We start from the raw sequence: 14565 nt of genomic DNA on the forward strand, positions 1-14565 counted from the left end.
ATGGCCTGTCTGCGTTAAATCTTGGTAAGAATGCCGGCGGGAAAAGGCTGAAAATCGGGCTTTTGCCTTCTCACGAAGCGTTACCGCTCGTTACCGTCTTGTTCTTGAGGTCGAGAACGCTCATATTTCGCGCTAGGCATGCTGGAGTCCCGCCAGCGGCGCCTGGTCCAAGGAGGTCGCTCCAAGGACCTGTCACCGGACGGGGCAGAAGCAATAGAGGATTTCCAATGGCTGATCCCATTCGCAACTACCAGACGTCCGCCGCCTCCGGCGCGCGCGTCGATATCGATCAGGGCCTGCGGGCCTATATGATCAAAGTCTATAACCTGATGGGGCTTGGCCTGCTCATCACAGGCATTGCCGCCTGGGGCGCATTCCAGCTGGCCGTCACCGGCGACGGCCAGCTCACCGCCTTCGGCCAGCTCATCTATGCTAGCGCGTTCCGCTGGGTTGTTATCCTGGCGCCTCTCGCTGCCGTGATGTTCCTGTCCTTCAGGATCCAAGCGATGAGCGTGGCTGCGGCGCAGACCACATTCTGGGTTTATGCCGGCCTTGTCGGCCTGTCGCTGTCGACGATCTTCCTCGTCTACACCGGCACCAGCATCACCCAGACCTTCTTCGCCACGGCCGCGGCCTTCGGCGGGCTGTCGCTCTACGGCTACACGACCAGGCGCGACCTGAGCGCGTTCGGCTCGTTCCTGATCATGGGCGTGATCGGGCTGCTGATCGCGATGGTCATCAACATCTTCCTGGCGTCGTCGGCGCTGGCCTTCGCCATTTCGGCGATCGGCGTGCTGGTGTTCGCGGGTCTGACCGCCTACGACACGCAGCGCATCAAGGAGATGTATTTCGAGGGTGACGTCGCGGATGTCGCCGGCCGCAAGGCGATCATGGGCGCGCTGCAACTCTATCTCGACTTCATCAACCTGTTCATGTTCCTGCTGCAGTTCATGGGCGACCGCCGCTAAACGGTAGCCGTCCGGCTGGACCATAGACTTCGGAAAGGGCGGCCCAACGGCCGCCCTTTCCTTTTGTGCGCTCCTCTGCTGTTATTGAAGCAAGAGGACGAACTGCACAATTTATGAGCAATCTCGCGATCAGAGCCGCTACTGCGGCCGACCTCGACCGAATAACCGAAATCTATGCGGACGCGGTCACGCACGGCACCGCAAGCTACGAACTGGAGCCGCCCAGCCGCGCCGAAATGGGCGATCGATTCGACAGTTTGGCACGAGGCGGCTTTCCCTATCTTGTGGCTGAAAGGGACGGCGTCGTGCTCGGCTACGCCTATGCCGGACCGTTCCGGCCCCGGCCCGCCTATCGCTTCACCGTCGAGGACTCGGTCTATGTGGCGCCCGAGGCCAAGGGCCAGGGCATCGGCCGCCTGCTGATGCTGGCGCTCATCGAGGCGGCGCGCCTGGCCGGCTTTCGCCAGATCGTCGCGGTGATCGGCGACGGCCATGCCGACAGCGCCTCGGTGCGCCTGCACGAGAAGCTCGGCTTTCGTCACTCCGGGCGCCTGGAAGGCTCGGGCTACAAGCATGGGCGCTGGCTGGACACCGTGTTCATGCAGCTGCCGCTCAACGGCGGCGCGGAAGTGCCGCCGGATCCGGAGTCACTGCCGGAGCGGAGTTTTCGCGGCAAATTGGACAGTTAAGCTTCGACCAGCTTCAGCTTGGGATCGAATACGCCGAGCACGCGGCCGAGTTCCTGGCCGCGCTTGAGGATGCGCCCGCCGGCGGCGATGACGGCGAAGGCGCCCTGTCGGCGCGCCAGTTTCGGGTCCTTGACGATCTGGAACAGCGGCACTTCGCTGGCGCGGCGGAAGACCGAAAAGACAGCGCGATCGGAAAGATGGTCGATCGCATAGTCGCGCCATTCATTGGCCGCCACCATGCGTCCGTAAAGCCTTAGGATCTGGTCGAGCTCGCGCCGGTCGAAGCGCACCGGCTGGTCGAGGCGTGCGCTGCGCGCCTCATGCAGCGGGATCAGTATTCCGGATGCTTCCCCATCCTCCGTCCCGCTGCTGTGATCGGTCATGCCGCGATCCTTCGATTGAATCTTGCGCCGGCCAAGGTTCGCGCTTTCGCGGCCGAATTGCAAGGGCCGGCGAAGCAGGCTTGCGGTCCGCCGTTTCCGAAAGGTCCAGTCACGTTTGCAAAACGCGTGTTGGAATTGGTGATGCTCTGCCACATTGTCGCCACAAATTATCCGCGCTCATGCCCCAATGTCCGACGAGTTTACCCGCGTTGCCTGAGACGGTTCGGTCCGGCACCGGCTCGTAAACCCCAAGCCCCCCGCCCACGGGTCAGCGTCGGATCGAACCAACCTCGGTTTTTCCTTGGAAAAATCAGGTGCGACGATCCCAAAACCTGAATAACCGGCGTCAGAAGCAAGCTGACGCCGGTTTTTTCATGCCTGTCCGCTCTGGCCCGCCGGCCCCTGTTTCGCGGCTAGGCGGGCGTCATCACAATGCACGATCAGGGAATGAGAGCTGGAACCGCTGTGCTGGATGAGCGACCAGTCCTAAGGAGCGCATACAGGATCTCATCGCGCCAGATGCCGCCGACACGCAGATGATCACGCAGTAGGCCTTCGCGCCCGAATCCGAGTTTCTCGACCAATTTGCGCGACGGGGTGTTGTTGGGATCGATGAACGCCTGCAGACGGTGCAGGCCGAGATGGTCGAAACAGAAGTCGAGCATCGCCGAGACAGCCTCGGTGGCCATGCCCCGGCTCTGATATGCGGGGTTGATGAAATAGCCGATGGCCGCACGCTTGTTGCGGATGTGGCCATCGTGATAGCTGACGAGGCCGAGGCAGCGGTCAGTCTCAATGTCGGCGACCGCCCAGTGCCGATGGTAGGACGGGGTGCAGGCGACATATCTGAGCACGGTGCGCTCGGTCTCGGTCCGCTTGGTTTGGACTGGTGCGTTCCAAAACCGCATCGCCTCCGGGTCGGCAAAGCATTCGTGCATCGCATCCGTGTCCTCAGCCCTGAACTGACGCAGGCGTAGCCGCGTCGTCAGGAGAATCGGGTGCGGCTCGGGTCGCTTTGCCTTGGATGCTCTGCTTCGTGGGCCCCGGCCGGCTTTCGTCGGCGATCAGGTTTTGTCAGCGGAGCCGTCAGAGCCGGTCAGGCTTGCGGATGAGCGCGGCGCCGAGAATGGGTCCCGGGACGCCGTCTTTGCCGACGGACTGCAGCAGCACGGCACAGCCGCCCTTCTTCGCAATCTCCGTCATCGGCAGCTCGTAACGCTGCGCCTTGCCGTTCCACATGCCGGCGATCTGGATGTCGGAAACGGCGTTCCAATAGGTCATGTTGCGGCCGCTGTTTTCGCCCTGGCCGATCTTCACCATCTGCGGCGGATCGAAATAGACGATCACCACATGGGCGTCGGTCGGCCCATTGCCGGCATCGCCGGCGTCAATCATGACCCGATCGCTGGTGCGGCTCACCTTGATGCCGACCCGCATGCCCTCGCCGGTCCTGTCCATGCGGGCCAGCTCGCCGTCTATCTCCTTGCGGTTGGCGCCGTTGACATGGCTGCGGCCGTTGATGACGGCTTGCGGGGTATAGACCGAACGGCTGCCAAAGGCGCGCATATAGTCATACTGCCGCTCGGTGTTCTCTTTGTTGCTCAGCGTGTCCTGCCAGCCCAGATAGTCCCAGTAATTGACGTGATATGCGAGCGCGACGACATTTTCCTTCGCCGCCAGCTCGGCGAAGAATTCATCGGCCGGCGGACAGGAGCTGCAGCCCTGGCTGGTGAACAACTCGACGACGCCCAAAGGCTTTTCAGTCTGCGGCTTGCCGGTCGCGGCTTTCTCAAGCTCGGCTGCCGAGGCCACGCGGCTCAACGCCGTGAGGACCAGCGCAACTGCCGTAAGCCGCAATGGTCCTCGCAATGCCATGACCGTTCCAATTCCCGCCGGTCACGCCGGCCTTGTTCTGGTTGCTAAAATATGTGGCAGAACGGACAGTCAACGGGAAGTCACGTTGCGGTGAAATTTTGTCGCCGCGACCGTAGGTAAGGCGGCGACGGGAGGGGCCACTGCATTCTTCGACCCGGTTCGATTTCGAGACCGCATCGCCGCGAAGGGGTAAGTTTGCTGCTGCCGGAGGATTTCTATTGCGCGCCAATCGGACTTGGACTTTGAGCCGGGCGGAGAATGCTTGGCCTGCCGCAGTTTAATTAGAACGTCAGTAGGCACTAGGCAGTGGGAGTATCTCCCCCCTGCCTATGCCTACCCTATTCCCTGTCGCTACGCAGCCAAATCGCGCAGCACGTATTGCAGGATGCCGCCGTTCTTGAAGTAGTCGAGTTCGTCCAGCGTATCGATGCGACAGATGATCGGCACGTTCTTCAGCGTGCCGTCGCCATAGGTGACCTTGGCCGTCATCTTCTGGCGCGGCTTGATGGCATCCAGGCCGTCGATCTCGACCAGCTCGTCGCCCTTGAGGTTGAGGGAAGCCCATGAGGTGCCGTCCTCGAAGACGAAGGGGATGACCCCCATGCCGACCAGGTTCGAGCGGTGGATGCGCTCGAAGGACTGGGCGATGACGGCGCGGACACCAAGGAGGTTGGTTCCCTTGGCTGCCCAGTCGCGCGAGGAGCCGTTGCCATATTCGACGCCGGCGAAGATGACTAGCGGCACGCCTTCCTTCTTGTATTCCATGGCGGCGTCGTAGATCGACATCTCCTCCTTCGAAGGATAGTGGATCGTGTAGCCGCCTTCGCGGCCGTTCTCGCCCAGCATGTGGTTGCGGATGCGGATGTTGGCGAAGGTGCCGCGCATCATCACCTCATGGTTGCCGCGCCGCGTGCCGTACTGGTTGAAGTCGGCGACGCCGACGCCGTGCTCGGTGAGGTACTTGCCTGCCGGCGAAGCCGCCTTGATCGAGCCGGCCGGCGAGATGTGGTCGGTGGTGATCTTGTCGCCGAAGAGACCAAGCACGCGCGCGCCCTTGATGTCGCCCACTTTGCCGAAGGCGCGGCCCATGCCGGCGAAATAAGGCGGGTTCTGCACATAGGTCGAATGATCGTCCCAGGCATAGGTCTGGCCTTCCGGCGCCTTCACCTTCTGCCAATATTCGTCGCCCTTGAAGACGTCGGCATATTTGCGGGCGAAAAGCTCGCGCGTGACGTTCTTCTCGATGAACTCCTGGATCTCGGCCGAGGTCGGCCAGATGTCCTTGAGATAGACCGGCTTGCCGTCGCTGCCCTCGCCGAGCGGCTCGGTGGTGAGGTCCTTGGTGACGGTGCCGGCCAGCGCATGCGCCACCACCAGCGGCGGCGAGGCGAGATAGTTCGCCTGGACGTCCGGAGAAACCCGGCCTTCGAAGTTGCGGTTGCCGGACAACACCGCGGCAGCAATCAGGCCTTTGTCGTTGATGGTCTTGGAGATCGGCGCCGGCAGTGGGCCGGAATTGCCGATGCAGGTGGTGCAGCCGAAGCCGACCAGGTTGAAGCCGATCTGGTCGAGTTCCTTCTGCAGGCCGGATTTCTCGAGATATTCGGCGACCACCTGGCTTCCGGGCGCCAGCGAGGTCTTCACCCACGGCTTCTGCTTCAGGCCGCGCCGGTTGGCATTGCGAGCCAACAGGCCGGCGCCGATCAAGACGCTTGGGTTGGAGGTGTTGGTGCACGACGTGATGGCGGCGATCACGACGTCGCCATGGCCGAGATCGTGAGCGGTGCCTTCGACGGCGTAACGCTTCGAGATCTCGACGGCCTTTTTGTACTCGGTCTCCATCGCCTTGGCGAAGCCGGCGGGAATATCCTGCAGCGCGACGCGGCCTTCCGGGCGCTTCGGGCCGGCCATCGACGGCACGACGTCGCCGAGATCGAGCTCGAGCAGATCGGTAAAGACCGGATCGGCCGAGCCGGCGTCGCGCCACATGCCCTGCGCCTTGGAATAGGCCTCGACCAGCGCGATGCGGCTTTCCTCGCGGCCGGACATTGTCAGATAGCGGATGGTCTCGCTATCGACCGGGAAAAAGCCGCAGGTGGCGCCATATTCCGGCGCCATGTTGCCGATGGTGGCGCGGTCGGCCAGCGTCATGTTGGACAGGCCTGGGCCGAAGAACTCGACGAACTTGCCGACGACGCCCTTCTTGCGCAGCATCTGGGTGACGGTGAGCACGAGGTCGGTGGCGGTGACGCCTTCCTTGAGCCTGCCGGTGAGGCGGAAGCCGATCACCTCCGGCAGAAGCATGGAGACCGGCTGGCCAAGCATCGCGGCCTCGGCCTCGATGCCGCCGACGCCCCAGCCGAGCACGCCCAGGCCGTTGATCATGGTGGTGTGCGAATCGGTGCCGACACAGGTGTCGGGATAGGCTGTGGTCTCGCCCTCTTCCGCGTTGGTCCACACCACCTGTCCCAGATATTCGAGATTGACCTGGTGGCAGATGCCGGTGCCCGGCGGCACGACGCGGAAGTTGCGGAAGGCCTGCTGGCCCCACTTCAGGAACTTGTAGCGCTCCTCGTTGCGCTCATATTCGAGCTCGACATTGCGGGCGAAGGCCATCGGCGTGCCAAATTCGTCGACGATGACGGAGTGGTCGATGACGAGATCCACAGGCACCAACGGGTTGATCTTTTCCGGATCGCCGCCGAGCGCCCTGATGCCGTCGCGCATGGCCGCGAGATCGACAACGGCCGGAACGCCGGTGAAATCCTGCATCAGCACGCGCGCCGGGCGGTAGGCGATCTCGACGCCGGCAGTGCCCTTGTCGGTGAGCCATGCCGCGACCGCCTGGATGCTTTCCTTGGTGACCGAGCGGCCGTCTTCGTTGCGCAGCAGGTTCTCCAGCAGCACCTTCATCGAATAGGGCAGCTGGGCAATGCCGCCAAGGCCGTTTTTCTCCGCCTCTGCGAGGTCGAAATAGACATAGTCCGCGCCACCCACGGTCAGGGTGCGGCGGCAGTTGAAACTATCGAGGGATTTCGTCACGGCGATCCGTCCTTGTCTGTTCAGCCTGAAAGGGAACGGACGCCGTTGGCATGCAATCACGCGCAAAGGTGCGGGTACGGCCATTTCCGCTGTCCGCTCCCGAGCAACCCGAGCCGTTGAAGGCGGCGCGTGCGCTGGTTCGGCGCTAATTCTGTTCCCGCGCCGACCGCTGGCACGGATGAACCGCATATAGAGAATTTTCTGGAATAGTTCTAGACAGTCGAAAAGCAAATTTGTGCGATGCGGCGGCGGCCGCGAAACGGTGCTTTCGGGACGGGCAAGGATGCGGCTGATCGCCGAAAATCTGGGCGGCGAGCGCGGCGGCGAGACGGTTTTTTCCGGCATCGAATTCGCCCTCGACAGGGGCGAGGCACTCGTCGTCACCGGGCCGAACGGCGCCGGCAAATCGACCCTTTTGCGGGTCATCGCCGGCTTGCTGCCGCCGGCCGAAGGCAAGGTGAAGGTCGAGGGCGGCGGCGACGAGTTTCCATCGGTCGCTTCGGCCTCGCACTATCTCGGCCATCTCAATGCGATGAAGACGGCATTGAGCGTCGAAGAAAACCTGGGCTTCTGGCGCGCCTTCCAGGGCGAGGCTGGTTTGAGCGTGGGGCAGGCGCTGGAGACGGTCGGATTGGATGGGCTCGGGCACCTGCCGTTCGGCTACCTTTCGACCGGGCAAAGGCGGCGCGCGTCGATCGCGAAGCTCCTGGTCAGCCGCCGGCCGGTCTGGCTGCTCGACGAACCGACCGCGGGATTGGACAAGGCCTCGGAGGAACGATTCGCGGGATTGATGAGAGGGCATTGCCGAGAGGGAGGCATCATCGTGGCGGCCACGCATTTGCCGCTCGGGCTCGAGGGAGCAAAGACGTTGAGGATGGGTGACTGATGTCGGCGCGAGGCACCCCTGGGCGAAGGCATATCAAGTCATGCTAGCCCTCTTCCTCCGCGATATCCGCCTCTCCATCCGCGCCGGCGGCGGCGCGCTGATCGGCGTCATCTTCTTCCTGGCGGTGATTGCCACGATCCCGTTCGGCGTCGGGCCCGACCTCAACCTGTTGTCGCGCATCGGTCCGGCGATCCTGTGGATCGCCGCCCTGCTCGCCTGCCTGCTTGGGCTCGATCGCCTCTTCCAGGCCGATCGGGAGGACGGCTCGCTCGATCTTCTGGTGCTCAACAGCGACCGTCACATGCTGGCGTTGACGGTGCTGACCAAGTGTCTGGCGCATTGGGCGGGCAGCGTGCTGCCGCTGGTGATCGCGGCACCTTTGCTCGGCCTGTTCATGAACATGGAGCCGCTCGGTATCGGCGCGACGGCATTTACGCTTCTTGTCGGCACGCCGGCCATAACCTTCATCGGCGCCGCCGGAGCGGCTGTGGCTGTGGCGCTGCCGCGCGGCGGGCTCTTGATCTCCGTGCTGGTGCTGCCGCTCACCATTCCGGTGCTGATCTTCGGCGTCTCGGCGAGCTATGGCGCGGTGGCCGATCCCGCGCCGTTCCTGCAGCCCTTCCTCATTCTTGCCGCGCTGACGCTGTTTCTTGCCGTGGTGGGGCCGCTGGCCGCGGCGCTGGCGTTGCGGCACGGGACGGATTGAGGCGCTGGGGCGTTTCTCAACTGCGGCGCCGCGCCTGATTGCGCGGCATGTGACGCAGAGTTAAGGGAAGGCATGGTCGAACGGATTGGCATGGCAGGCGCGGAAGGTGCCCAGATGGAGCGGCTGATATGAGTGCTCATGCTCTCTATGTCGCCGCCGCCTATGCCATCAGCGCGATCGTGCTCGTCGGGCTGATCGCCTGGATCCTGCTCGACCAGCGGGCGCGCAAGCGTGAGCTCGCGGCGCTCGACGCGGCCGGCGTGCGGCGGCGCTCCGACAAGGCCGGGACGGCGAAGCCGTGAGCGCCGAAACCGGAGCCCCGGCGTCGCCCCGTCGCCGCCTGTTCGTGCTGCTGCCGCTGCTGGTTTTCCTGGGCTTGGCGGGGTTGTTCCTGTCGCAGCTTTTGTCCGGCCGCGACGAGTCTGAAATTCCCTCGGCCCTGATCGGCCTGCCGGCGCCGCAGACGAACCTGCCGCCGCTCGAAGGCTCGAACCTGCCAGGGCTGGACTCAAGATCCTTCGCCGGCAAGGTGACGCTGGTCAACGTCTTCGCATCATGGTGCGCGCCGTGCCGGGAAGAGCATCCGGTGCTTTTGGCGCTGTCGCAGGACAAGCGGTTCACGCTTGCCGCGCTGAACTACAAGGACGAGCCGGCAAACGCCCGTCGCTTCCTTGGCGATCTCGGCAATCCCTACCAGGCGATCGGCGTCGATCCGGCCGGGCGCGCGGCGATCGACTGGGGCGTCTACGGCGTGCCGGAGACCTTCGTCATCGGCAAGGACGGCAAGATTGCCTACAAGCATGTCGGGCCGCTGACGCCGGAATCGGCGAAGGATTTGCTGTTGCCGCAGATCGAGAAGGCCCTGGCGGTTTCGGGTTAGGCGCCCCTTGCGTCGTCATTCCAGTGCGAGGCAGGAGCGAAGCGACGCGGCGCAAAGGCCGGCTCGACCGGCCTCGGACTCAACCGTAAATCTGCTTGTGGATCTGGTAGAGCATCTCGGAGCGGTCGGCACGCAGATCGGCGAGATCGCGGCTCGACAGGTTCTCGATTTCTGCGACGAGACGATTGTAGTGGCGGCGCTTGGCGAGGTTGGTGCGAGCGCGGGTGACGAGGTTGTCGAAGATCATGACGAGGTTCCTTCTGAGTTATTCCTCCCTGATCGATTGCGAGAATGACATAGGAATGGTGCATTGCAAAAGAAAGATGTTGCAATGCACCATTGCAAGCAGCGCATAGCCGGTTAATGGCGTCTTAGCCCCTCCACGCGTCAACATGCCGTGAGAGGCATCCGCGATCTTGCCTTCTCCGCTCTGTGCTGGCTTGATCGCGCGTCTTTTGATTGCCGGGAGGGAAAGCATGACGGCCGCTGACTATGAACTTCTCGATCCGCGTTTCTCGCGGCTGTTCAACGCCAATGAGCGGGTTGAGAAGCTGTTCACCGGGTGCCGGTGGGCGGAAGGCCCGGCCTGGTTCGCCGCCGGCCGCTACCTCGTCTGGTCCGACATCCCCAACAACCGCATGCTGCGCTACGACGAGACCGATGGCAGCGTCAGCGTCTTCCGCCAGCCGTCCGGCAATTCCAACGGCAATACCGTCGACCGGCAGGGCCGGCTGATCACCTGCGAGCATTCGGGCCGCCGCGTCAGCCGCACCGAGCCTGACGGTTCGGTCACCACCGTCGCCGACAAATGGCGCGGCAAGCGGCTCAACTCGCCCAACGACGTCGTCGTCCGTTCCGACGGCTCGATCTGGTTCACCGATCCCGCCTACGGCATCGACAGCGATTATGAAGGCGACCACGCCGAGAGCGAGATCGGCGCCTGCAATGTCTACCGCGTCGACCCCGGCACGGGCGAGATCGATGCCGTCATCACCGACATGGTCAGGCCCAATGGGCTCGCCTTCTCGCTCGATGAAAGCCTGCTTTATGTCGCCGACACGGGCCGCACCCATGGCGCCAAGAACCCCGCGCATATCCGCGTCTTCAATGTCGGCAAGGCCGGCAAGAAGGTCTCGGGCGGCAAGGTCTTCGCCGACTGCACGGCCGGCCTGTTCGACGGCTTCCGGCTCGACGAAAGCGGGCGCATCTGGACGAGCGCCGCCGACGGCATCCATTGCTACGAGCCGGACGGCACGCTGATCGGCAAGATCAAAGTGCCGGAAGTCGTCGCCAACTGCGTCTTCGGCGGCGCCAAGCGCAACCGCCTCTACATCTGCGGCACCACCTCGCTCTATGTGGTCTGGCTGATGGTGAATGGGGCGAAGACCTATTGACCGGCATCGGCGTCAGCGGCCGCGGATAAAGCCGGCGAAAGCCCGAACCGCGTCGCGCATCGCCTGCCGACTGGTCGGCTCAGCCAGGATTTCTTCCACCTCCGACGGCTTCTTGCCGAGCAGCGCGATCTCCAGCGCGCTCTCTTCGTAAAGCGCGAAGGACATCGTGCGCATGATCTCGGCAAGGGCGGCGCGGGCAAAGAGCGAGCGCGGCGAGGCGTGCACCAGCAACGCCGGCTTGCCGACGGCGGCGTCGCGCGACACCAGCCAGTCGAGCCCGTTCTTCATGCCGCCCGGCACGCCATGGGCGTATTCGGGACAGGAGACGATGACGCCATCGGCGCGGGTGACGGCCTCGATCAGGTATCTTGCCTCACACGGCGTGCGCGCGCCCTCTTCATCCGGGTTGAAGATCGGCAAGCGGCCGAGCCCGTCATAGACGGTGACGCGGCAATCCGCGGGCACGTTGGCGGCAAGCGCCGCGACAAGGGCCGAATTGGTCGAGGCGGCGCGCAGGCTGCCGGATATGGCGAGGAGGTTCAGCAAGGGTGACGGGGGCGGTTCGGACGAATAGCCCGGGAGCCTACCACATGGTCTGCCGGTAATCGTCGTCCAGTTCGCGGTCGATCTCGCCGGCGCTCTCTGTAAGCGCCAGCTGATCGCGGATGATCTGGCCGAGCGTCGGCAGGCTCGCGCGGTCATACCAGGTCTCCGGCTCCCACAGCTCGGAGCGCATAAAGGCCTTGGCGCAGTGCATGTAAGCGGCCTTGACCGTCACCACGATGACGCTCAGCGGCTCCTTGCCGTCGACGGCCAGGCGGGCGCGCAGTCCGGCGTCGATGGTTATGTGGGCTTCGCCGTTGACGCGCAGCGTCTCGTTCATGCCGGGAATGAGGAAGAGCAACCCTACCGACGGGTAACGAACGATGTTTTCCAGCGTGTCCAGCCGGTTGTTGCCTGGACGGTCAGGGATGGCGATGGTGGAACTGTCGAGGATGGCGGTGAAGCCGGGCTTGTCGCCCTTCGGGGTCACGTCGGCATTGCCGGCGCCGTCGGAGGAGCCGATCAGCACGAATGGGCTCTTGCCGATGAAGGAACGGCAGTGGCCATCGAGCGCCTTGAGTTCCTTGCGGATCGACCCGTCGGTCGGCCGCGGCGTCTTGTAGATCGTCCTCAACTCATCGCGCGTGGTGAGGAATTCCATGCCGCCCCCTCCCGGAACCTGCTCTATTTACTCGCCTGCCCTTCCTTGGTTTTTTCCTCCAGCGAGTGGCGCATGATCAGCGGCATCTGGCTGAAGGTGAAGAGAAGCGTGATCGGCATGATGCCCCAGACCTTGAAGGTAACCCAGGCATCCGTTGAAAAATTCCGCCACACGACTTCATTGACGAGGGCCAGGAAGAGGAAGAACAGGCCCCAGCGGAAGGTGAGCTTGCGCCAGCCTTCGGCATCGAGGCTGAAAGCCGAGTCGAAGACATAGCCAAGCAGCGACTTGCCGAAGAAAAGGCCGCCGAGCAGCACGCCGCCGAACAGCGTGTTGACGATGGTCGGCTTCATCTTGATGAAGACGTCGTCCTGCAAATAGAGCGTCAGCGCGCCGAAGATAAGGACGACGACGCCCGACACCAGCGGCATGATCGGCAAGGTGCGGGTGAGCAGCCACGAGGCGATCAGCGCCAACGCGGTGGCGGCCATGAACAGGCCGGTGGCGACGAAGATCGGGCCGCCGAGCTCGGCCAAGGCCGGAAATTTCTGCGCCAGCCATTCGCCGCGCGCATTGGCGAAGAAGAAGACCAGCAGCGGCCCGAGCTCGAGCACCAGCTTGAGCGGGGGGTTGATGCCCTCCTTCTTCTGTTTCTGCGGGTCGGACGGGTCGCGTTCGAGGATGTTCATGGAAGTCCTTGTTGTCCCGAAAGTCGGCGCTTTTGGGATCGTTCAAGCAACGCCGGCGATCGCTCTGGCGAATTCGCTGGCCGAGAAGGGTTCGAGGTCGTCGACCTGCTCGCCGACGCCGATAAAATAGACCGGCAATCTATGCTTGGCGGCGATCGCCACCAGAATACCGCCGCGCGCCGTGCCGTCCAGCTTGGTCATCACCAGGCCGTTGACGCCGGCGACGTTGCGGAAGATCTCGACCTGGCTGAGCGCATTCTGACCGGTGGTGGCGTCGACGGTCTGCAGCACGGTGTGCGGCGCCTCCGGATCGAGCTTGCCCAGCACGCGCACGATCTTTTCCAGCTCCGCCATCAGCTCGGTCTTGTTCTGCAGGCGGCCGGCCGTGTCGATGATCAGCACGTCGGAGCCCGCCTCCTTCGCCTTCTCGAAGGCATCGTAGGCGAGGCCGGCGGCGTCGGCGCCAAGCTTGGTGGCGATGACCGGCGACTTCGTGCGTTCGCCCCAGATCTTCAGCTGCTCGATGGCGGCCGCGCGGAACGTGTCGCCGGCCGCCAGCATGACCGAAAGCCCGCCTTCGGTCAGCTTGGCCGCCAGCTTGCCGATGGTCGTGGTCTTGCCGGTGCCGTTGACGCCGACGACCAGGATGACATGCGGCTTGTGGCTGAGATCGAGCTCGAGCGGCTTGGCGACCGGGGTCAGGACTTTTTCGACTTCCGCCGCCATCACGGCGCGGACCTCCGAGTCGGAAACGTCCTTGCCGTATCGGCTTGAGGCGAGAGAATCGGTGACGCGCAGCGCCGTCTCGACGCCAAGATCGGCGCGGATCAGCACGTCCTCCAGATCCTGCAGCGTGTCTTCGTCCAGCTTGCGCTTGGTGAAGACGCCGGCGATGTTGCCGGTGAGCTCGCGCGAGGAACGGGCAAGCCCGTCGCGCATGCGCTGGAACCAGGAGCGTCGCGGGGCCGGCTCCGGTGCCTTCTGCGGCTCGGCCTTCTGCTCGACCTTTTTGGCGACCGTCACCTTGCCGGCAGCGGGGGTCGGCGGCGGCGCGGGGATGGCTTCCGGCTCGGGCGCGATCTCGGCAAGGATCCGCCCCGGCTCGACCGGCGCAGCCTGGCGAATGGGAGGCAGGGCTTCCGCCGGCGGAGCCGGCTCCGGTGGCGGCAAATCCTCCGCAGGCTGACGCTGCGCCTCACCCTCATCCTCTCCCCGTGAAGAACGCGGAGAAGGGGGCGTCGGCGTTGGCGCTTCTTCCTTCTCCCCGTCACTATACGGGAAGAAGGTGCCGGCAGGCGGATGAGGCGCGGCGCCGACCTCTAAAGATGGCTCGATAGAAGGTGCCTCGCCCGGTGGAACTTCGATCGGCGCTGGCGCCTCGGCCGGGACTTCGCTGGGCGTCGTCGGCACTTCGACGGGCCCCGGCACCGGCTGCGGCTCCGGACGCGAAGGCTCGATCTCCGGCTCGGCCGGCGCGGGTGCAGGCACCTCCTGCGGTGCCGGCGCGGGCACCGGCTCAGGTGCAGGTTCGGGCGGAGCAGGCACTTCCTCGGGTGCAGGCGGCTGCGGCTGCTCCGGGGCGGGCCGCGGCTCTTCTTCCGGCTGGGGCTGCGGCAGCGGCTCCGGCTCGGATGGAACGACCGGCTCCGGTGCCGGCGGGATGACGGGTTCCGGCGCCGGCGGAATGTCCGGTGAAGGTTCGGGCTTCGCAGGCTCCTGCTCGGTTTCCGGTTTCAGCGCCTCGAGCGCGTCCCATTTGATCGGCGGCAGGGGCGCGGTCCCGTCGACGCGCTCCTCGACGACTTCCTTCTTGCCGAACGAAAATATCTTCTTGAAGAAACCAGCCATA

General features: G+C 64.3%; 16 protein-coding genes. 7 read left to right on the forward strand and 9 right to left on the reverse strand.

The window, feature by feature from the left end; translation table 11 throughout:
* The first annotated feature begins 227 nt into the window (after positions 1–227).
* Together P9228_RS00875 and P9228_RS00880 are read left to right on the forward strand one after the other, a co-directional pair.
* Positions 228–968 carry a Bax inhibitor-1/YccA family protein gene (locus P9228_RS00875; protein ID WP_095799621.1) on the forward strand — a complete coding sequence of 247 codons (741 nt, stop codon included), beginning with the start codon at positions 228–230 and terminating at the stop codon, positions 966–968.
* Positions 969–1081: 113 nt separating this feature from the next.
* A complete protein-coding gene (locus P9228_RS00880; protein WP_127216035.1) occupies positions 1082–1657 on the forward strand; it encodes a GNAT family N-acetyltransferase in 576 nt (191 codons plus the stop codon).
* Here P9228_RS00880 and P9228_RS00885 read toward each other — a convergent pair.
* The 4 genes from P9228_RS00885 to acnA all read right to left on the reverse strand — a co-directional run bounded on the left by P9228_RS00885 (position 1654) and on the right by acnA (position 6957).
* On the reverse strand, positions 1654–2040 hold the full coding sequence (locus P9228_RS00885; protein ID WP_095779977.1) for a DUF2794 domain-containing protein: 387 nt from the start codon (positions 2038–2040) through the stop codon (positions 1654–1656). The genes P9228_RS00880 and P9228_RS00885 overlap by 4 nt on opposite strands.
* Before the next feature lie 440 nt (positions 2041–2480).
* The gene (locus P9228_RS00890) at positions 2481–3035 is read right to left on the reverse strand and encodes a GNAT family protein (protein WP_278052868.1); all 555 of its coding nucleotides are present in this window, start codon (positions 3033–3035) and stop codon (positions 2481–2483) included.
* Between the two features lie 91 nt (positions 3036–3126).
* Complete coding sequence (locus tag P9228_RS00895) at positions 3127–3915, reverse strand: thioredoxin family protein (protein ID WP_127323820.1); 789 nt, start codon at positions 3913–3915, stop codon at positions 3127–3129.
* A 351-nt stretch (positions 3916–4266) separates the two neighbouring features.
* On the reverse strand, positions 4267–6957 hold the full coding sequence (acnA, locus tag P9228_RS00900) for an aconitate hydratase AcnA (protein ID WP_067323680.1): 2691 nt from the start codon (positions 6955–6957) through the stop codon (positions 4267–4269).
* 283 nt (positions 6958–7240) lie between these two features.
* Between acnA and ccmA the strand changes: the two genes are divergently transcribed.
* The 4 genes from ccmA to P9228_RS00920 all read left to right on the forward strand — a co-directional run bounded on the left by ccmA (position 7241) and on the right by P9228_RS00920 (position 9429).
* On the forward strand, positions 7241–7843 hold the full coding sequence (ccmA, locus tag P9228_RS00905) for a heme ABC exporter ATP-binding protein CcmA (protein ID WP_127323818.1): 603 nt from the start codon (positions 7241–7243) through the stop codon (positions 7841–7843).
* A gap of 40 nt (positions 7844–7883) precedes the next feature.
* Positions 7884–8549 carry a heme exporter protein CcmB gene (gene ccmB, locus P9228_RS00910; RefSeq protein ID WP_095779955.1) on the forward strand — a complete coding sequence of 222 codons (666 nt, stop codon included), beginning with the start codon at positions 7884–7886 and terminating at the stop codon, positions 8547–8549.
* Positions 8550–8677: 128 nt separating this feature from the next.
* The gene (gene ccmD, locus P9228_RS00915; RefSeq protein ID WP_278051806.1) at positions 8678–8851 is read left to right on the forward strand and encodes a heme exporter protein CcmD; all 174 of its coding nucleotides are present in this window, start codon (positions 8678–8680) and stop codon (positions 8849–8851) included.
* Positions 8848–9429, forward strand: a complete 582-nt coding sequence (locus tag P9228_RS00920) for a DsbE family thiol:disulfide interchange protein (RefSeq protein ID WP_278051808.1) — start codon at positions 8848–8850, stop codon at positions 9427–9429. Before ccmD ends, P9228_RS00920 begins: the two co-directional genes overlap by 4 nt.
* 79 nt (positions 9430–9508) lie before the next feature.
* Here the strand turns inward: P9228_RS00920 and P9228_RS00925 are convergent, their stop codons facing one another.
* On the reverse strand, positions 9509–9676 hold the full coding sequence (locus P9228_RS00925; RefSeq protein ID WP_082953829.1) for a hypothetical protein: 168 nt from the start codon (positions 9674–9676) through the stop codon (positions 9509–9511).
* 229 nt (positions 9677–9905) lie between these two features.
* On the opposite strand from P9228_RS00925, the gene P9228_RS00930 reads away from it, so the two are divergent.
* Positions 9906–10823, forward strand: a complete 918-nt coding sequence (locus P9228_RS00930) for an SMP-30/gluconolactonase/LRE family protein (protein ID WP_127326023.1) — start codon at positions 9906–9908, stop codon at positions 10821–10823.
* Between the two features lie 12 nt (positions 10824–10835).
* Here the strand turns inward: P9228_RS00930 and P9228_RS00935 are convergent, their stop codons facing one another.
* The 4 genes from P9228_RS00935 to ftsY are packed head-to-tail and all read right to left on the reverse strand — an operon-like array spanning position 10836 to position 14564.
* Positions 10836–11369, reverse strand: a complete 534-nt coding sequence (locus P9228_RS00935) for an NADPH-dependent FMN reductase (RefSeq protein ID WP_278051813.1) — start codon at positions 11367–11369, stop codon at positions 10836–10838.
* 37 nt (positions 11370–11406) lie between these two features.
* Complete coding sequence (locus P9228_RS00940; RefSeq protein ID WP_066991742.1) at positions 11407–12027, reverse strand: pyridoxamine 5'-phosphate oxidase family protein; 621 nt, start codon at positions 12025–12027, stop codon at positions 11407–11409.
* A 23-nt stretch (positions 12028–12050) separates the two neighbouring features.
* On the reverse strand, positions 12051–12716 hold the full coding sequence (locus tag P9228_RS00945; protein ID WP_278051814.1) for a septation protein A: 666 nt from the start codon (positions 12714–12716) through the stop codon (positions 12051–12053).
* Between the two features lie 42 nt (positions 12717–12758).
* On the reverse strand, positions 12759–14564 hold the full coding sequence (gene ftsY, locus P9228_RS00950; RefSeq protein WP_278051815.1) for a signal recognition particle-docking protein FtsY: 1806 nt from the start codon (positions 14562–14564) through the stop codon (positions 12759–12761).
* Position 14565: the final 1 nt, after the last annotated feature.

Origin of the sequence: Mesorhizobium sp. WSM4898 (assembly GCF_029625845.1) — a bacterium.
Lineage (GTDB): Bacteria > Pseudomonadota > Alphaproteobacteria > Rhizobiales > Rhizobiaceae > Mesorhizobium.